20 protein-coding genes are annotated in these 16,704 nt (G+C 69.7%); 14 read left to right on the top strand and 6 right to left on the bottom strand.

Annotated elements, in window-relative coordinates:
- Window positions 1-5: 5 nt before the first annotated feature.
- Entirely contained in the window at window positions 6-620 is a 615-nt protein-coding gene (locus ACVCAG_RS33045; protein WP_440087181.1) for a hypothetical protein, read from the bottom strand.
- Window positions 621-1,186: 566 nt separating this feature from the next.
- Window positions 1,187-1,948 (bottom strand): protein phosphatase 2C domain-containing protein, encoded by a 762-nt coding sequence (locus ACVCAG_RS33040; RefSeq protein ID WP_440087283.1) that lies wholly within the window; start codon window positions 1,946-1,948, stop codon window positions 1,187-1,189.
- Window positions 1,949-2,200: 252 nt separating this feature from the next.
- Here ACVCAG_RS33040 and ACVCAG_RS33035 point away from each other — a divergent pair, with 252 nt between their 5' ends.
- The 8 genes from ACVCAG_RS33035 to ACVCAG_RS33000 all read left to right on the top strand — a co-directional run bounded on the left by ACVCAG_RS33035 (window position 2,201) and on the right by ACVCAG_RS33000 (window position 10,401).
- Window positions 2,201-3,784: a peptide chain release factor 3 gene (locus ACVCAG_RS33035; protein WP_440087182.1), complete on the top strand. Its 1,584-nt coding sequence runs from the start codon at window positions 2,201-2,203 to the stop codon at window positions 3,782-3,784.
- A gap of 114 nt (window positions 3,785-3,898) precedes the next feature.
- Window positions 3,899-4,879, top strand: a complete 981-nt coding sequence (locus tag ACVCAG_RS33030; RefSeq protein WP_440087183.1) for a Gfo/Idh/MocA family protein — start codon at window positions 3,899-3,901, stop codon at window positions 4,877-4,879.
- Between the two features lie 465 nt (window positions 4,880-5,344).
- Window positions 5,345-6,529, top strand: coding sequence for an amidohydrolase family protein (locus tag ACVCAG_RS33025; RefSeq protein WP_440087184.1), 1,185 nt, complete (start codon window positions 5,345-5,347; stop codon window positions 6,527-6,529).
- 44 nt (window positions 6,530-6,573) lie between these two features.
- A complete protein-coding gene (locus tag ACVCAG_RS33020) occupies window positions 6,574-6,771 on the top strand; it encodes a hypothetical protein (RefSeq protein WP_447191050.1) in 198 nt (65 codons plus the stop codon).
- A gap of 1,010 nt (window positions 6,772-7,781) precedes the next feature.
- The gene (locus tag ACVCAG_RS33015; RefSeq protein WP_447191049.1) at window positions 7,782-8,774 is read left to right on the top strand and encodes a magnesium and cobalt transport protein CorA; all 993 of its coding nucleotides are present in this window, start codon (window positions 7,782-7,784) and stop codon (window positions 8,772-8,774) included.
- Window positions 8,765-8,902: a hypothetical protein gene (locus ACVCAG_RS33010; protein ID WP_440087187.1), complete on the top strand. Its 138-nt coding sequence runs from the start codon at window positions 8,765-8,767 to the stop codon at window positions 8,900-8,902. Before ACVCAG_RS33015 ends, ACVCAG_RS33010 begins: the two co-directional genes overlap by 10 nt.
- Window positions 8,903-9,199: 297 nt before the next feature.
- Complete coding sequence (locus ACVCAG_RS33005; protein WP_440087188.1) at window positions 9,200-9,691, top strand: sigma-70 family RNA polymerase sigma factor; 492 nt, start codon at window positions 9,200-9,202, stop codon at window positions 9,689-9,691.
- Entirely contained in the window at window positions 9,688-10,401 is a 714-nt protein-coding gene (locus tag ACVCAG_RS33000) for a hypothetical protein (protein WP_447191048.1), read from the top strand. The genes ACVCAG_RS33005 and ACVCAG_RS33000 overlap by 4 nt, the downstream gene beginning before the upstream one ends.
- A 116-nt stretch (window positions 10,402-10,517) precedes the next feature.
- Here ACVCAG_RS33000 and ACVCAG_RS32995 read toward each other — a convergent pair whose 3' ends face one another.
- Together ACVCAG_RS32995 and ACVCAG_RS32990 are read right to left on the bottom strand one after the other, a co-directional pair.
- Window positions 10,518-10,973: an anti-sigma factor antagonist gene (locus ACVCAG_RS32995; RefSeq protein WP_440087191.1), complete on the bottom strand. Its 456-nt coding sequence runs from the start codon at window positions 10,971-10,973 to the stop codon at window positions 10,518-10,520.
- Window positions 10,974-11,150: 177 nt separating this feature from the next.
- The gene (locus ACVCAG_RS32990; protein ID WP_440087192.1) at window positions 11,151-11,615 is read right to left on the bottom strand and encodes an STAS domain-containing protein; all 465 of its coding nucleotides are present in this window, start codon (window positions 11,613-11,615) and stop codon (window positions 11,151-11,153) included.
- Window positions 11,616-11,785: 170 nt separating this feature from the next.
- Here ACVCAG_RS32990 and ACVCAG_RS32985 point away from each other — a divergent pair, with 170 nt between their 5' ends.
- The 3 genes from ACVCAG_RS32985 to ACVCAG_RS32975 all read left to right on the top strand — a co-directional run bounded on the left by ACVCAG_RS32985 (window position 11,786) and on the right by ACVCAG_RS32975 (window position 14,237).
- The gene (locus ACVCAG_RS32985; protein ID WP_440087193.1) at window positions 11,786-12,127 is read left to right on the top strand and encodes a MarR family transcriptional regulator; all 342 of its coding nucleotides are present in this window, start codon (window positions 11,786-11,788) and stop codon (window positions 12,125-12,127) included.
- 356 nt (window positions 12,128-12,483) lie between these two features.
- The gene (locus ACVCAG_RS32980; protein WP_440087194.1) at window positions 12,484-13,044 is read left to right on the top strand and encodes a Chromate resistance protein ChrB; all 561 of its coding nucleotides are present in this window, start codon (window positions 12,484-12,486) and stop codon (window positions 13,042-13,044) included.
- Entirely contained in the window at window positions 13,041-14,237 is a 1,197-nt protein-coding gene (locus ACVCAG_RS32975; RefSeq protein WP_447191047.1) for an MFS transporter, read from the top strand. Before ACVCAG_RS32980 ends, ACVCAG_RS32975 begins: the two co-directional genes overlap by 4 nt.
- A gap of 28 nt (window positions 14,238-14,265) precedes the next feature.
- On the opposite strand, the gene ACVCAG_RS32970 is transcribed toward ACVCAG_RS32975, so the two are convergent.
- A complete protein-coding gene (locus ACVCAG_RS32970; protein ID WP_447191046.1) occupies window positions 14,266-14,388 on the bottom strand; it encodes a hypothetical protein in 123 nt (40 codons plus the stop codon).
- Between the two features lie 56 nt (window positions 14,389-14,444).
- Between ACVCAG_RS32970 and ACVCAG_RS32965 the strand changes: the two genes are divergently transcribed.
- The 3 genes from ACVCAG_RS32965 to ACVCAG_RS32955 all read left to right on the top strand — a co-directional run bounded on the left by ACVCAG_RS32965 (window position 14,445) and on the right by ACVCAG_RS32955 (window position 15,926).
- Window positions 14,445-14,786, top strand: coding sequence for a metalloregulator ArsR/SmtB family transcription factor (locus ACVCAG_RS32965; protein ID WP_440087197.1), 342 nt, complete (start codon window positions 14,445-14,447; stop codon window positions 14,784-14,786).
- On the top strand, window positions 14,786-15,535 hold the full coding sequence (locus tag ACVCAG_RS32960) for a cation transporter (protein ID WP_447191045.1): 750 nt from the start codon (window positions 14,786-14,788) through the stop codon (window positions 15,533-15,535). Before ACVCAG_RS32965 ends, ACVCAG_RS32960 begins: the two co-directional genes overlap by 1 nt.
- A gap of 88 nt (window positions 15,536-15,623) precedes the next feature.
- A complete protein-coding gene (locus ACVCAG_RS32955) occupies window positions 15,624-15,926 on the top strand; it encodes a DUF3703 domain-containing protein (protein WP_440087199.1) in 303 nt (100 codons plus the stop codon).
- 43 nt (window positions 15,927-15,969) lie between these two features.
- On the opposite strand, the gene ACVCAG_RS32950 is transcribed toward ACVCAG_RS32955, so the two are convergent.
- Window positions 15,970-16,656, bottom strand: coding sequence for a hypothetical protein (locus ACVCAG_RS32950; RefSeq protein ID WP_440087200.1), 687 nt, complete (start codon window positions 16,654-16,656; stop codon window positions 15,970-15,972).
- Between the last annotated feature and the right edge of the window lie 48 nt (window positions 16,657-16,704).

The raw sequence follows: 16,704 nt of genomic DNA, 5'->3' as shown, positions 1-16,704 counted from the left end.
CTCGGTTAAATAGGACGATCAGGGTCGAGTTCCGCGTCGTACGGCATCACCCAGAAGAATTCGCCGGGGGAGTCATAGGCGAATATCAGGGCGACGCTGCCGGCTGCGAAAACCTCGTCGCCGGTCTGCCGTACTTGAACGAGAGCGGAGGAGCCGTCGGCGGACGTGACCTCGGCCTGGCCGAAGGTGCGACCGACGCGGCTCGTGCGGACGACGCACACGCGGCCCACGAAGTCGGCGCGGGAGGGGACGCGCTCCTTCGGGACGAGACGCCGAAGTGACAGGACGACGAGGCGCGTACACGCCCAGGCGCAGACCAGTGCCGCGACCAGCACCGCGACCAGGGCGGGGGTGCTCGTGAACAGCGTGCCGCCCACGAGGCTCGCGAACCACGCGACGACGACCAGCAGCGAGACGGCCACCGCGGCGGGGACTCCGCCGAGTCCCAGACCGCTCAGGAGGCCACCGGCCCCTGTCGCCTCGGACCCGTCACCGTCACCGCCGCCGTCGAACCCGAACACCCCGGACACGACGAGCACCCAGTACGCGATGATCACCAGGAGCAGGAACGTGAACAGGACGGTCGGAAAAGACAGTGCGGCATCGACGAACTGGCCCATCGGCGTGTGAGATCCCCCTGCTGGCATACCGGAACGTGCTCCCCCGAGCACGTGTAGGTGACTATATACAGATAAAGTTTCGTTAAAGGGAATAGTTCCCAAAGCGGAAAAATATCCGCATGGATTTCTCGCCCGCGGGGGCTATCGACGCGCGGGGCTCACCCGGCCGCCGTCCGAGGCGCGGAGGCAGGGCGCGGCGGGGCATGGAGAAGCCGGGGTGGGGAAAACCGGAGCACTGAGAAGCCGGGGCATGGAGAAGCGGAGGAGCGGGAGCGGGGCTCCGCGTCCTCGGCCCTGTCCCGGAGAGCCGTCCCGGGAGGTCAGGCGGGGCGAGTGATCATGTAGGCGAGACCGACGAGGATCACGACGGGAATGAGCCACACGATCGCCTCGATGGCGAACTCCTTGTACATGAGGAACATCCCTCCGGAGCGGTGGTCGGCGAGGAGCGCGGATTTCCGACGATAGCCGCTGTTCCCGGCGGCGACCAGGACCCGTCGCGCACCGGTTCGCCCGCGGCTGAAGACCGGTTCCCGCGAGGGGCCGGTTCCCGCGGGGGGCGGCCGTTACGAGGGGGCGGCCGAGCCGACCACCACCGGGGTGTCCGAGAGTTCCCCCTCGACCACGTCGGCGACCACGCAGGTGATGTTGTCGGGGCCTCCCGCCTCGCAGGCGAGCGCGATCAGCTGACGCGTCACCTCGTCGAGGTCGTCGACCTCGGCGAGCACCTGGCGGAGCCGCTCGGCGTCGACCACCCCGGACAGCCCGTCGGAGCAGAGCAGGTAGCGGTCGCCCAGCTCGGCGTCCCGGAGGGAGAGGTCGAGCTCGAGGTTGTCGCCGCCGTCGAGGACCTGCAGCAGGATCGACCGGTGCGGGTGGCGGGCGGCCTCCTCGGCGGTGATCCGGCCGTCGTCCATCAGCGTCTGGACCAGGGTGTGGTCGTAGGTGATCTGGTAAAGATCGCCGTTGCGCAGGAGGTAGGCGCGGGAGTCGCCGATGTGGGCGAGGGCGACGCGGGAGCCGTTCCAGAGCATCAGGGTCAGGGTGGTGCCCATGCCGGTGAGCGACGGGTCTTCCTCGACCAGCTCGCGCAGGCGCTGGTTGGCCTTGCGGACCCCGGCCTCGGCGGCGGCGGCGAGGTCGCCGGGGCACTCCTGGTCCAGGGACGCGACGGTGGCGATCGCCGCCGAGCTGGCGACCTCCCCGCCCACGTGGCCGCCCATCCCGTCGGCGACGGCGAGAAGCCGGGCGCCCGCGTAGGCGGCGTCCTCGTTGCCTTGCCGGATCCGGCCGACGTCGGAGCCTGCCGTATAGCGCAGCGTGATCATCTGCACATCACTAGATCGTCGAGTTGCACGAGCTGAGCCGCTTTCGGACAGTTGGGATGGGCATAGGGCGAACCGAGATGTTCCACGATCCACTTAACACCATGGTGGCGCAAGCGGCCTGGGGAAGTGTTGCCACATCTGTTGACACCTGTGGTGGCGCGTAAGCTGGTTTCGGTGCCACCCGACCGCCTCTTCAGTGCCCCCGCACTGTGCCCGAAGTACCCCACCTTACGCATCGCTAGGAGATCAGTAATGGCCGCGATCCTTCAGGAGGCGGCTCGTCGCCGCACGTTCGCGGTGATCAGCCACCCTGACGCGGGTAAGTCGACCATGACCGAGGCGCTGGCGCTGCACGCCTCCGCGATCAGCCAGGCGGGCGCGGTGCACGGCAAGTCCGGGCGGCGCGGGGTCACCTCCGACTGGATGGAGATGGAGAAGGCCAGGGGCATCTCCATCACCTCCGCCGCGCTCCGGTTCGAGTACCGCGGCCACATGTTCAACCTGGTCGACACCCCCGGCCACGCCGACTTCTCCGAGGACACCTACCGGGTGCTGGCCGCCGTCGACTGCGCGGTCATGCTGCTCGACGCGGCCAAGGGCATGGAGCCGCAGACCCTGAAGCTGTTCGAGGTCTGCCGGCACCGCCGCATCCCGGTGATCACTTTCGTCAACAAGTGGGACCGGCCGGGACGCGAGGCACTGGAGCTGCTGGACGAGATCGAGGAGCGCACCGGCCTGAAGCCCACGCCGATCACCTGGCCGATCGGCACCGGCGGCTTCTTCCACGGGGTGGCCGACCGCACCGCCGACCGGATCGTCCGCTACACCCGCACCCCCGGCGGCGCCACCAAGGCCATCGAGACCGACCTGAGCGCCGAGCAGGCCCTGGCGGAGCTGGGCGGCGACTGGGAGCGGGCCAAGGACGAGATCGACCTGCTCTCCGCGATCGGCGCCGACCACGACCAGAAGACCTTCGAGGCGCACGAGTCGACCCCGGTGCTGTTCGGGGCCGCGCTGTCCAACTTCGGCGTCGGCCGCCTGCTGGACGCCATGGTCGACATCGCCCCCGCCCCCACGCCCCGCCCGGACGTCGCCGACGACCCGCGCCCGCTGGAGGAGCCGTTCTCCGGCCTGGTCTTCAAGGTGCAGGCCAACATGGACCCCTCGCACCGCGACCGCATCGCCTTCGTCCGGGTCTGCTCGGGCAGGTTCGAGCGCGGCATGGTGCTCGTCCACGCGGCCACCGCCCGCCCGTTCGCGACCAAGTACGCCCAGTCGGTCTTCGGCCAGGAACGCGCCACGATCGACGAGGCGTACCCCGGCGACGTCGTCGGCCTGGTCAACGCCAGCGCCCTGCGTCCCGGCGACACGCTCTACGACGGCCCGCCCGTCGAGTTCCCGAGGATCCCGAGCTTCGCCCCCGAGCACTTCTCCACGGCCAGGGTCCGCGACTCCAGCCGGTCCAAGCAGTTTCGCAAGGGGATCGAGCAGCTCGACGCCGAGGGCGTGGTCCAGGTGCTCCGCTCCGACGTCCGCGGCGACCAGTCGCCGGTGCTCGCGGCGGTGGGCCCGATGCAGTTCGACGTGGTCAAGCACCGGATGGCCGCCGAGTTCAACACCGAGATCCTGATGGACCGGCTCGACTTCGGTATCGCCAGGCTCACCGACGCCGAGTCGGCGCCGTTCCTGGCCCGCCAGCGCGGGGTGGAGGTCTTCACCCGCTCGCTCGACGGTGCCCTGCTGGCGCTGTTCACCGACGAGTGGCGCATGCGCGGCGTGATGCGTGACAACCCCGACCTGGTGCTGAACGCCCTGCTCGCCGACACGCGCGGCTGACCTCCCCTCGGGGAGTGCGGGTCGCGTGACATGAGGCGGGTCGTATGAGGTGAGACGGGGAGGTCCTGGTGCCCGGGGCCTCCCCGTCAGGCTTTCGTGGTGAGATATGTCGTTATGAGCGCGATTAAGTGGGGAATTCTGGCGACCGGCGGCATCGCCGCGTCCTTCACCGAGGACCTGAAGCTCCTGCCGGACGCCGAGGTGGCCGCGGTCGGATCGCGGTCGAAGGAGTCCGCGCGGGCCTTCGCCGACCGGCACGGCATCCCTCGGGCCCACGGGAGCTGGACGGAGCTGGCCACCGATCCCGACGTGGACATCGTCTACGTCGCCAACACCCAGAACGCCCACTACGACGCCGTACGGACCTGCCTCGAAGGAGGCAAGGCCGTACTGTGCGAGAAGGCGTTCACCCTCAACCGGGCCGAGGCCGCCAAACTGGTCGACCTCGCGCGGGAGCGGGGCCTGTTCCTGATGGAGGCCATGTGGACGCGCTGCATCCCGGCCGTCCGCAAGATCATGGAGCTGGTCGAGGGCGGCGTCGTCGGCCCGGTCCAGACCATTCACGCCGACTTCGGGTTCTCCGTCTCCGTCCCGCCCGAGCACCGGCTCCGCAACCCGGCGCTGGGCGGCGGCGCCCTGCTCGACGTGGGCGTCTACCCGATCTCCTTCGCCCACATGCTGCTCGGCGCCCCCGCCGGGGTGCGATCCTGGGCGCGGCTGACCCCCGAGGGAGTGGACGAGAACACCGGCGTGCTGCTCGGCTACGACAGCGGGGCGGTCGCCCTGCTGTCCTGCGGCATCACCACGCACAGCCCGGTCGCCGCGTCCATCTCCGGCACGCTCGGCCGGATCGAGTTGCCGGGCCCGTTCTTCCGCCCTGACACCTTCACCCTGCACCGCACGGAAGGCGAGCCGGAGACCTTCCACGTCCCCTTCGAGGGGAAGGGCATGCTGCACGAGGCGGCCGAGGCCATGCGCTGCCTGCGCGAGGGCCTGCTGGAGAGCCCGCTGATGCCCTGGCAGGCGACTCTCGACGTGATGGGCGTCATGGACGAGGTCCGCTCGCAGGTGGGTGTCCGTTTTCCTGGTGAATAACTGATCCGGGTGTGTGAGACGTTTCCCTTCCCGCACACCTGAGGTGTTTTCCGGGTGTGCGGGTGGGGCGTCTGCCGGGTGTACCGGGTGGTTGTTGTCGGTGCTCGCTGCGGTGGGCGGGTGTTCCGGCCGTAGAGGGTTCGGGCCGTAGTCGCTCGCTTTCCGGTCGCCCAGTGGTCCCACCGCCGCTGAAGCGTCACTTCGGGACCGTTCGGGGCGGGTCGCCGTAGCTGAAGCGCCCCGTGCACGACCCGGTCCAGGGCTGAGGCGCCGCAGGTCGCCCTGGCTCGTCGATGTCGGATGTACGGGACCCGTGGTGTCCTTCTCAGGATCTTCTCAGGGAGGTTCAGGAGCCTCTCAGGTCGTTCGTGATGTTGTTGTGCCCGCCGCCGTCACCAGACCCGCAACGCCGGGGGAACGGGACGGGGGCCACACATGCCACTTCCCCCCAGGAGCTTCCCGACCATGACTCCTCTCGCGATTCACGCCGGACTGATGTTCGACGGCACGAGCCTGTCCGGCCCCGCGACGGTGTTCGTGGAGGACGGGCGGATCACCGGCCTGGACACCACGGGAGCCCTTCCGCCGGACGGGGTGGACCTGATCGACCTCGGCACGGACACCTTCCTGATGCCGGGACTCGTCGACCCTCATGTGCATCTCGGCTTCGACGCGGGCCTCGACCCGGTGACCGCGTTCACCACCGCCGACGACGCGGAGCTGCTGGCCATGATGCGGACCGCGGCCGGCAGGGCGCTCCGGGCCGGTATCACGACCGTGCGTGACCTCGGTGACCGCGACTACCTGGCGCTGGCGCTGAGCGCGGAGATGGGGCGATGCCCCGGAGGGGGGCCGGAGATCCTCGCCGCCGGGCCTCCGATCACCACGCCCGGCGGCCACTGCCATTTCATGGGCGGCGCGGCCGAAGGGGCCGCCGCCCTGCGCGCCGCGGTACGGGACCGGCACGAGCGGGGCTGCGCGGTAATCAAGATCATGCTGAGCGGCGGCAACATGACGCCGGGCTCGCCGCCGCCCCACGAGTCGCAGTACTCGGCGGCCGACCTGCGGGTCGTCGTCGGCGAAGCGCATCGGCTCGGCCTGCCCGTCGCCGCCCACGCGCACGGCACGCAAGCGATCAGGGACGCGCTGGCGGCGGGAGTGGACAGCATCGAGCACGCGACATTCGTGACCGCGGACGGCGTCGACGCGGATCCCACCCTGCTCGCCGCCATCGCCGAGAGCGACACCTTCGTGAGCGTGACGATCGGAGTCGTCCCCGGCGACTCACCACTCGTCCTGCCGCCGGAGGTCGCCAGGCGTGTGCAGGCCGTACACGAGGCCCTCAGGGCCCTCTACAGGCTCGGTGCCCGCATCGTGCTCGGTACGGACGCCGGCATCATGCCGGTCAAGCCGCACGACGTGCTGCCGTACGCCGTCGCCCAGTTCACCGCGGAGGGCCCGTCCCCGTTGGAGGCACTCACGGCGGCGACCAGCCTCGCCGCCCAGGCGTGCGGGGTTCCCGAGCGGAAGGGACGGATCACGGTGGGCGCGGACGCCGACCTGCTGGCCGTGACCGGGAATCCCCTCGACGATCTCGACCGGCTCCGAGACGTCCGAGCGGTCTTCCGCGCGGGCATCCGGGTCAGGTGACCCGGCCGGCTCTCCTTTCACTTCTCGGCAGGAAGTGGAAGAGCATGGGTGGGTTTTCGGTCGCCCTGGCGGTACTGGCCCACACCCGCCAACGCATCCACGCCACCGCCACCGGCCGGCGGGTGTTCGTGGGTCTGCCGGCCGGGCTGCGGCACCTGCTGCGGCGCACCGGCCCGTTGCCCCGCTTCGTGCTGGGCGACAGCGTCGACCAAGCCGTCGCCGACCTGCTCCCGAAGGCGTGAAGCTCAGCCTTTGCTTCCTCGGCACTGAAAATCTGTAGTGGCTGAAGTAGACATTCGTGGTTGGTGGGGATAGAGTTCCTGGCATCGCAAGGAACGGATCCACGAGGGCAGAGCAGGACGTAGGCATCACGACGAACTGCCCGGACGAGCGTGGACAGCTGGACGACAAAGACGACGCAGTGAAGAGGGGCAGAAGGTCGGACGTGCCAGGACCAAGCGGTTGAAGGGTTCCGGCCGTGGACGCGCTGCCACAGCAGTGAAACAAGAGACACCGTCGGACGTGCCAGGACCAGCGCAGGTAGAAAGTGAAGGGTCCCGGCCGTGGACGAAGCAGCTGCACCAAGTGATGCATGAAGTTGAGGAAGCAGCGCCGGCGAAAAGTGAAAGGAGTGTTGAACGCCATCAGGATCGCCCGTTGTCGGCTGCTGTTCGCCGCACGGGTACCGCAGTTCCCCGGATTGGACGGTGGTCTACGGTCACGCATTCGCGATCCCCGCATCCCCGCCCCCATCGGGCGGCCACATGCGGAAGCAGGTAAGTCGGCCCCAGGGCCGGTAGATGGTGTTGAACCTCGTGGGCCCCGGCGCATCATGGCGCCGGGGCCCTTTTGGCATTTCCGAGAAGGTCGTTGGGAAGGTTATACGGACCGAGCACCGATGGCGTCGGCCGTCCGCGCGGAGCCCGGGCTCTGTTCGCCGGACCGCACCACGGCACTCTTGCGGCCGGCTAACTCGTCCCCGGCGCCTCATCACCTGTGAGCCCGCTCGGTCACCACCGAAAGTGAGCCGGAGCCGAATCTGCGACAGAGCCGTTTGATTGACCCGCCCGGCCACCGCCTGTGGCGTCGAAACACCGAAGCCGCTGCTCAACGCGCGGGCGAGGACGGCCGCCGACACCCGGACCGGACAGTGGCATCACACAGTCCGCATTTGAGGGGGTTTGCGCTTTTCGCTCCAATTGCCAGAACAGGTGAGGCTTTTCGGCTTTCCGGATACGCGAGAATGCCGGATGTGATCGTAGATAAGGCCATCTACTGCGACGGCTTGCGCGAGACCATCAGCGGTGACATCAGCGATGCGGTCACCGCCGCCCGAGCGCGGGGAGACTGCTTTTTGTGGATCGGCCTGCACGAGCCCACCCAGCAGGAGTTCGACCTGATCACCAGCGAGGTGAAGCTGCATCCACTGGCCGTGGAGGACGCCATCCACGCCCACCAGCGAGCCAAGCTCGAACGCTATGACGACACCCTGTTCATCGTGCTCAAGCCGCTGCTGTACCTGGAGGAGACCTCCGACATCGAGGTCGGCGAGATCAACCTGTTTCTGGGCCGCGACTTCGTCATCAGCGTCCGCCACGGCCAGGCCAACCCCCTGAACGGGGTACGCGGACGCATCGAGTCCAACCCCGATCTACTGGCCGCCGGCCCGGCCGGTGTGCTGTACGCGATCTGCGACGAGGTCGTCGACACCTACTCGCGCGTCTCCCACGAAGTCGAAGCAGACCTCATCGCGCTGGAGCATCGCGTGTTCAGCGGCGAGCAGGCCGACGCCACCGCCGACATCTACTCACTCAAGCGAGAGGTGCTGGAGTTTCGCACCGCCCAGGATCCGTTGATCCCGGTGCTGGAAGAGATCGTCAAAGGCCGGGTGGAGCTGTGCATGGCCAACCGAGAACAGTTCCGCGACGTCCTCGATCACCTGCTGCGTGTCGATGCCCAAGTCGATGAGCACAACGAACTGCTCACCAGCGCCTTGAGCGCGCACCTGGCCTTGATGGGCCGTGAGCAGAACCTGGTCGCGATGCAGCAGAACGCCGACATGCGCAAGATCTCTTCATGGGCGGCCCTCATCGCCGTTCCCACCATGATCGCGGGTATCTACGGCATGAACTTCGACTACATGCCCGAACTGCACTGGCTACTCGGCTACCCGCTCAGCCTGAGCGTCATGGTCGTCGCCGTCCTGATCGTCCACCGGCTGCTGCGCAGGAGCGGATGGCTGTGAAAACGCCCAGGTTCCTCCCCCGCGGGCTCTCCGTCGGCAAGCTTCTGCTCGCCGCGGTCATCGCCTGGATCGCCCTGCTGACCCTCATCATCCTGCTCGATCCGGCCGGCTCGGCCCCTGCCCCCTGACTCCACCGCCGACTGCGGACCCCTGGCCCCCTGGCCGAAAATTCGGCAGATATAGACCTACAAGGACTGCCGGGCCGACCGCGGACCCCTGCCCCCATCAGCTCACCGACGTCGAGCGCCTCCTGGCCGACCTCGCCGCGACCGTCCCGGCCGGCTGCTGCCTGGTCTGCGAGCACGGGAGACGGGCCGGTCAATCGATGGCGGCCCAGGACTTTCGACGACGTCCCATGCGCCGTTGGATCAACGACTCGAAGTAAGCGGATCGGCCCGCCTGTGCGTAAGGGGGGTGTGGAGCACATGGAGTTCGAGGACTTCTACCAGAGCGCCCGGGACGCGTGCCTGCGCGCCGTCGTGGCGGCCACAGGGAACCGGCATCTGGCCGAGGACCTGGTCGCCGAGGCGTTCACGCGGGCCTGGCTGTCCTGGCGCACGGTCAGGCGGCATCCCGCGCCGCGCGCGTGGGTGGTCCGGGTGGCGCTGAACACGCGGGTGAGCTGGTGGCGGCGGCGTCGTCACGAGGTCGTCCTGGCCGGTCACGACACCGCCCAGCCGGCGCGGCCTGATGAGCAGGACGTGGACCCCGCCCTGCTGGCCGCCCTGCGGCGGTTGCCGAAACGGCAGCGGGAGGTGGTGGCGCTGCGGGTCTTCCTGGACCTGGACACCCAGACCACCGCCACGACCCTCGGGATCGCTCCGGGAACCGTCACCGCGCACCTGGCGCGCGCCATCGCGGCGCTGCGCGGCGACCTCACCACTGCCACCGCCACCAGCCTGGAGGAGCACAGATGAACGACGACGACGTACTGAACGTGGTGCGCGACTCGATGTCGGGCGTCCGGATGAGCACACCCGCCCATGAAGTGATCTCGGCGGCCCGCGCCCGCCGGCGACATCGCCGCCTTGCCGCCACGGCCGGTGGCGGCGTGCTCGCCGCGGCGGTCGCGTGGACCCTGACGCTCGGCGGTCAACAGGTCAACGCGCCACCGGCGGTGCACGTGCAGATGGCGGCCTTCTCCATCGACTCCAACGCCGACGGCACCGTGACCGTGAAGCTCACCAAGGAGGAGTCCCTGGATCCGGCGACGATGAAGAACGCTCTGGCCCGGGCCGGGGTGCCCGCCGAGGTCACGATCAACAAGTGGTGCGACACCACGCCTCCTGGCGGCCAGGACGGTCTGGAGGACGTCGTCACCATGGACAAGGTCGGCGACCAGGCACCGCAGATGATCATCACGCCGAGCGCGATGCCCGCCGGCACCAAACTACTGATCGGCATCCGCACCCCCGACTACCAGCCGGACAACCCCAACCCGCTCGGCGCGACCATGATCCTGGCCTCTACGGATGCGCCGCTGACCTGCTCGACCGACATCCCCCACCGGCCCGAGCACGGCAAGCACCCCGCCCGCGACAAGCTCAGCGACACGGAAAAGGACGCGGAAAAGGACGCGACGAAGGACGCCGCCAAGAAGGCGAAGGAAACCGCGGAAACGAACTGACCGGTCACCGAGTGCGGCCTGAGCCAGGGCCCGCGGCAGCGTAGGCGGGCCCGCGCTATGCGGCCGATCACAATGAAGGGCGTCGTCGACCGGTCCGGTCACGGCGCCCTCCCCGTTTAGCCGGCAGGGCCTTTCGGCATCGGTGTCGGCGGCGGTGTCGGCTCCGGAGCCGGCCTGATCTGCTGGGGGAGAGGGGGGCGCGGCTCGTGCTGCCGCAGGGCGCACACCGCCTCGGGTAGCGTCAGGCGCACCTCGAAGTGATCCACCATGCGGGTCAGCTCGAAGAGGCGCCGCGCACGCCCTTGCGCGGGCAGGACCACGATCAAGCGTCCCTGGCGCCGCTGGACGTCCTGGCGCATCCGGACCAGAGCGCCCACCCCCACCGAGGCGATGAAGGTCACCTGGGTGAGGTCGACGACCAGCCGCAGGTCCTCGAAGGTGAGCAGTGCCTCATCCAGCGTCACCGCCACGTCCGGGATCGTCACGGCGTCCAGCTCTCCGACCAGGCGAAGCACCCGCACCGACCCCAGCCGCCAGCTCTGCACCTGCGGCGCGGCTCGATCAGCCGGCACGACGCCATCCCCCTCGCGGTCGCATACTGCGCCAACGTGGCCATTGTCCTGGTTGCTGCATGGGGCGTCCGTTTCGCGAGCACTCCAGAGAGGGCTGACTCGATGGCTAAGGCGATTGATCGCGGCCCGAGCGTGAAGATCAGCCGCAGGCCGCCTCGGCACGCCGGCGGGTCGCCGTCATGCGCACTTGTCGAGGACGTCCGCCCGGTCCAGCAGGCCGAGCAGGCGGCGCATGCCGGTCGGCACGCTGATCAGGTGGGCCACGCCGTCGTGGCACAGGCCGGTCAGCATGCGCAGGCCCGCGAGGTCGACGAACTCCAACCGGCCGACGTCGATGATGAGGATGTCCTCGGCGGTCTGGGCCTGGGCCAGGGTTCGGGCGACTGCCTGAGTGTTGGTGATGTCGAGCTCGCCGATCAGCCGGACCGCGCCTCCGGGCGGGGCCGGGTCGTAGGTGACGCGCAGCGTGCGATCGAGGTAGAGGATGGCGTTGACCCCGCGCTCGCCGGATACGACCTGCTCCTGCTGCTCTTGGATGGTCCAGGCTTCACCGTAGGGCGTTCGTCGCGGCCCGCCGGCCGATGAAGCCGGTAGCCGGTGTTGCCGGGCGCGGTGAGCCGACCGGTGCTGCACGACAGCCATGTGATCGATCCCCTTACCTGCTCTGATGCACGCCAACGAACCTGGGCGTCTCCACCCTATGTCGGAAAGAAGATACACGAAAGATGTTTCCGGTATGCTTCTTCCTATGGTGATGTCTGTCCCCGCCTGCTTCCGTGGCGAGCCGCTCTGCGATGCCGGAAGGATGTGACGTGGCCGAGAACAGTTCCGATCAGCCGTCGTCCTCGTGGACCTTTCTGACCCATCATGCCCGGGTCCTGCTGGAGATCGCCCGTGACCCGCAGGCGCGGCTGCGCGACATCGCGGCCGTCATCGGTATCACCGAGCGCGCGGCACAGGGCATCGTGACCGACCTGCACCAGGCGGGCTACCTGACCCGCTCCAAGGTGGGCCGCCGCAACCACTACACGATCAACCCCGACCAGCATTTCCGCTACCCCACCGAGGCGGATGTGCCCATCGGCGTGCTGCTGGACATCTTCGCCCGCCACGACCAGGCTCAGCAGGCCCTCCACGCAGGTCAGGGCCACTAACGGCGAAGTGGCAGCGAGCGATCGGCTCCATCGCCAACAGAAAGGGCCCCGTCGCCGATCCCGAGCCAGGCGGCCGACTCGACGGACACGGCGACTGAGCACGCCGCGAAATCATCGGCCGGCTGATGCCAACCGCCGCGAGAGTGTCAGTGCGCGGACTGCCAAGCGATACGAGAGCATCAGTAGATGCGTCATGAGAGCGGGGGCAGACGCTGACCACCTGCCTCAGCGCGGGGCATGGACCGCGGTGCATACCCGGGTCGCTGGGTGGCGCTTGCGCCATGTCGCGTCGGCATGACCGAGGGGTCTTCCACGTGGCATATCGGGAGAACGTAACGGCTGCTACATTCCACGACGTGACGACCCGTGAGATGCAATGGCTGGTATTGGTGATCAAGCTACCCGCCGAACCGTCCCGCCACCGGGTGGCAGTCTGGCGCGAGCTACGCAAAGCCGGCGCGATCACCCTCGGACAGGGCACCTGGGCGGTCCCGGACGTCCCCGCCTTCACCGATGGCATCCGCCGCGTCCTGCAGCTCGCCGACACCGCCGGCGGCCAGGCCATGACGTTGACCGCCACCGGACGCGAACCCCAGGACGCGGCCCGCTTCCAGCAGATGTTCACCGCCGCGCGGTCGGCCGACTGGACGGAATTCTTGGCCGACTGCGCCAAGTTCGAGACCGAGATCGCCAAAGAGATCCGGATCGCCAAGTTCACCCTGGCCGAACTGGAGGAAGAGGAACAGAGCCTGGCGCGGCTGCGACGCTGGCATCGCGACCTGAGCGCCCGCGACGTCTTCACCGCACCGGAGTCGTCCCAAGCCGCCGAGCGACTCAAAGACTGCGAACGCCTCTGCGAGGACTACGCCGAGCGTGTCTTCGCGGAACTACACCGGTCGGCCCCGGAGCAGGCGTGAACCCCTCTGCCGCTGCTCGCCCGGCCTCCCGGGCCGCGATGTGGCCGCTGTATGCGGCCGGTTTCACCACCGCGTTCGGCGCGCACGCCATCGCCGCCAACCTCGGTGGCTTCTCCGCCGACGCCGTCACCTCACTGCTGGTGCTCGGCGGCCTGCTGGCCCTCTACGACGGGGCGGAAGTGCTGCTCAAGCCCTTCTTCGGCAGTCTGGCCGACCGCATCGGCGCCCGGCCGGTACTGCTGGGCGGGCTGGTCGCCTTCGCCGCCGCCTCCGCGCTGTACGCGGTCGCGGACAGCCCGTCGTGGTTGTGGGCGGCCCGCCTCGGCCAGGGCGCGGCGGCCTCGGCGTTCTCCCCGTCGGCCTCCGCGCTGGTCGCCCGGCTCAACCCGGCCGCCAGGCGCGGGCGGGCATTCGGCGGCTACGGCTTCTACAAGTCCATCGGCTACACCCTGGGCCCGCTGCTGGGCGGCGTCCTGGTCTGGGCCGGCGGGATGGGCCTGCTGTTCGCGGTGATGGCGCTGCTCGGCGCGGGCGTCGCCCTGTGGGCCGCGCTGGCCGTACCCGCCATGCCGCCACTGCCGCGCGCCCGCCAGACCGTACTGGACCTGGCCCGCCGCCTGGGTGCGCCCGCATTCCTCACCCCCACCGCAGCCCTCGCGGGAGCGACCGCCGCGCTGTCGGTCGGCGTCGGCTTCCTGCCCGTCTCCGGCGCCGCCGCCGGGCTGGGCCCCGTGGCCACCGGCGCCGCCGTCTCCGTCCTGGCGGCCTGCGCCGCGCTCGTTCAGCCGCTTGCCGGGCGGGCCCTGGACGCCGGTCGCCTCAGCACACGCACCGGGCTGACCGCCGGCCTGCTGATCACCGCGGCCGGTCTCGGCTGCGCCATGCTCCCCGGCCTGGGTGGCATTCTCACCAGCGCGCCGCTGATCGGCGCCGGGACCGGACTGATCACCCCGCTCGGCTTCGCCGCCCTGGCCGCCGCCACCCCGCCAGAGCGCCTGGGCCAGACCATGGGCTCAGCCGAACTCGGCCGCGAACTCGGCGACGCCGGCGGCCCCCTCCTGGTCGCCGGCGTCGCGACCCTGTTCACCCTCACCCACGGCTTCGCCACTCTCGCCGTCCTACTGGCCATCGGCCCGCTGGTGACGGTGATCACCGCCCTGATCGCCCGCCGCCCGGCCCCCACACCGCCATGATCATCAGGTATCGCCAACGACTCCACGTCTACCGCGGTGCTCGCGTCGTGGTGGCCTTGAGGAACCACCACTCGGTCGCGATCGCGCTGTGCTTCGGCGCGCTCATCGCGCTGATCGCGGTGCGCTTCTGGTCGTTTTGGAGCACCCTCATCTAACTCCACTGAGTACAGGGTTTTTTGAATTCAGGGAATCCTGTACTTTGGAGGTATGCTGACGATCGCCTCCGAGATCGAGGTCTTGACGCGTTTCGGCCGCGCGCTGGCCGATCCGATTCGCTGCCGGATCCTGCTCGCGCTGCGCGAGGCCCCCGCCCACCCCGCCAACCTGGCCGACCTCCTGGGCATCTCCCGCACCCGGCTGAGCAACCACCTGGCCTGCCTGCGCGACTGCGGCCTGGTCGTCGCCGTCCCGGTCGGCCGCCGCACCCGCTACGAGCTGGCCGACCCCCGGCTCGGCCACGCCTTGGCCGACCTGAGCAGCGCCGTCATCGCGGTCGCCGCCGACGCCGAGCGCACCTGCGCCGACGCTGATGAGAAGGGCTGCTGCTGATGACCGCCATCACGCTCGGCCCCACTCCGGCCCGCCGCGCCGCGCTGGCGCGCCGCATCCGGCTGCTGGTGGCCGCGACCATCGCCTACAACGTCATCGAAGCCGCCGTGGCCATCACCGCCGGCACCGTCGCCTCCTCGAGCGCCTTGATCGGCTTCGGCCTGGACTCCATCGTCGAGGTCGCCTCCGCCGCCGCGGTCGCCTGGCAGTTCTCCGCCACCGACCACGAACGCCGAGAGAAGACTGCGCTGCGGGTCATCGCCTTGTCGTTCTTCGCGCTGGCCGCCTACGTCACCTTCGACGCCGTCCGGGCCCTGCTCGGCACCGGCGAGGCCGAGCACTCCACCCCCGGCCTGATCCTGGCCGCCCTGAGCCTGGTCGTCATGCCGTTCCTGTCGGCCGCCCAACGCCGCGCCGGCCGCGAGCTCGGCTCCGCCTCCGCGGTCGCCGACTCCAAGCAGACCCTGCTGTGCACCTACCTGTCAGCCGTGCTGCTGGTGGGCCTGGCGCTCAACAGCGCCTTCGGCTGGTCCTGGGCCGACCCGATCGCCGCCCTGGTCATCGCCGCCGTGGCGGTCAAGGAAGGCCGCCAGGCCTGGCGCGGGGACGCCTGCTGCGCTGTCCCCTCCGCCACCCTGTCCGGCGGCACGGTGTCCGGCGGCACGGTGTCCGGCGGCACGGTGTCGGAGACCGACGGCTGCGCGGACGGCTGCTGCTCATCCATCCAGGACACGCCGAAGGGCACGTGATGATCGGCCGTCTGATGCCCGTACCGGTGCGGGCCGCCTACCGCGCCGAGATGCGCGCCGCCCGCACCAACACCAACCCCGACGACCGGTGGCGGCATCCGGAGCGGGGCATCTCATCTCCCAGCCCTGGCCCTGGCCGCACACGGCCGACCACATCGCCATGTTCGCCCTCGCCGTGCGCCGGCGCGACCGTCGCGAAGCGTTCGGCCAGGTCGTGCGCATCATCGTCGCCGCGCCCGGCCCGGCGCTGGGCCACTACCCGCAAGGCGACACCGGCCGCGCCCGCGCCGGCCTGACCCGGCCCATGCCCGTCCCCGGAGATTCGGCCACGCCGCCGCGGGCCGGCCTGTGGGCGGCCACCGTAAGCCGTAACAGAGCACCCATGCCATGACCTCCGCCTCTCCACCGGGAGGCGTTCACCTCCATCCTCACTGTCAGACGAGCTTCCAGTCGTGGCGTTCCAGGAAGGCGCGCCCGCCGGTGGCGTACTCGGTGAAGGCCTCCTGGACCGCCCCCAGGTCCGGGACGTGCGTGCGGAACATCCGGTTCCTGACGCTGTCCTTGTACTCCAGCTCGTAGCCCGAGATCTCCGGGGAGCTCTGGACGAAGTGCTCGCCGAAGACGACCAGGGCCGTGAACGGGTTCTGCGGGGACATGGTGGCGAGCGCGTCGGAGATGAGCCGGAGGTCGGGGCCGACCACGATCATCCCGTCGCCCGTCCGCATCTCCATGCTCGGGTAGACGCCTCGCGGAGACAGGTTGTGCACCAGGCCGCGCTGCGGGTCGTAGCAGACCAGCCCGCACTCGGCGGCCAGGGCGAAGACCTCGGCGGACACCTCGTCGGCCCGCTCCGGGTCCACGCTGACCAGGACGTGGTCGGGGGAGAGCCACTCGGCCCCGGGCAGCCGATCGGCGAACGCCGTCACCCCCGGGTGCGCCTCGGCGTCCTCCCGCTCCTCGGGACGGGGATCCTCGCCATGCGGGAGCGTCGTCTCCGGCTCCCCGGGGGGAGGCGTTCCAGGGTCCTCCGAAGCCCCGCGGTGGAGGGACCGGAAGACCTTCTCCGCGTGTTCCCTGGTGATCGGTTTGGGCTCGTACCAGACGGCCAGTTCGAAACTCACGGCTCCATTGTCCTCCGGGTGCCTCTCCCGGTGGAAAGGGCCGGATCG

Source organism: Streptosporangium sp. G12, from assembly GCF_052983175.1.
This window is presented reverse-complemented; position numbering and strand designations above follow the sequence as displayed.

Bases quoted from the DNA above. Each gene is read 5' to 3' on its own strand.
- ACVCAG_RS33045 (WP_440087181.1), bottom strand. From the start codon at position 620: ATGGGCCAGTTCGTCGATGCCGCACTGTCTTTTCCGACCGTCCTGTTC.
- ACVCAG_RS33040 (WP_440087283.1), bottom strand. From the start codon at position 1,948: ATGATCACGCTGCGCTATACGGCAGGCTCCGACGTCGGCCGGATCCGG.
- ACVCAG_RS33035 (WP_440087182.1), top strand. From the start codon at position 2,201: ATGGCCGCGATCCTTCAGGAGGCGGCTCGTCGCCGCACGTTCGCGGTG.
- ACVCAG_RS33030 (WP_440087183.1), top strand. From the start codon at position 3,899: ATGAGCGCGATTAAGTGGGGAATTCTGGCGACCGGCGGCATCGCCGCG.
- ACVCAG_RS33025 (WP_440087184.1), top strand. From the start codon at position 5,345: ATGACTCCTCTCGCGATTCACGCCGGACTGATGTTCGACGGCACGAGC.
- ACVCAG_RS33020 (WP_447191050.1), top strand. From the start codon at position 6,574: ATGGGTGGGTTTTCGGTCGCCCTGGCGGTACTGGCCCACACCCGCCAA.
- ACVCAG_RS33010 (WP_440087187.1), top strand. From the start codon at position 8,765: ATGGCTGTGAAAACGCCCAGGTTCCTCCCCCGCGGGCTCTCCGTCGGC.
- ACVCAG_RS33005 (WP_440087188.1), top strand. From the start codon at position 9,200: ATGGAGTTCGAGGACTTCTACCAGAGCGCCCGGGACGCGTGCCTGCGC.
- ACVCAG_RS33000 (WP_447191048.1), top strand. From the start codon at position 9,688: ATGAACGACGACGACGTACTGAACGTGGTGCGCGACTCGATGTCGGGC.
- ACVCAG_RS32990 (WP_440087192.1), bottom strand. From the start codon at position 11,615: ATGGCTGTCGTGCAGCACCGGTCGGCTCACCGCGCCCGGCAACACCGG.
- ACVCAG_RS32970 (WP_447191046.1), bottom strand. From the start codon at position 14,388: ATGAGGGTGCTCCAAAACGACCAGAAGCGCACCGCGATCAGCGCGATG.
- ACVCAG_RS32965 (WP_440087197.1), top strand. From the start codon at position 14,445: ATGCTGACGATCGCCTCCGAGATCGAGGTCTTGACGCGTTTCGGCCGC.
- ACVCAG_RS32960 (WP_447191045.1), top strand. From the start codon at position 14,786: ATGACCGCCATCACGCTCGGCCCCACTCCGGCCCGCCGCGCCGCGCTG.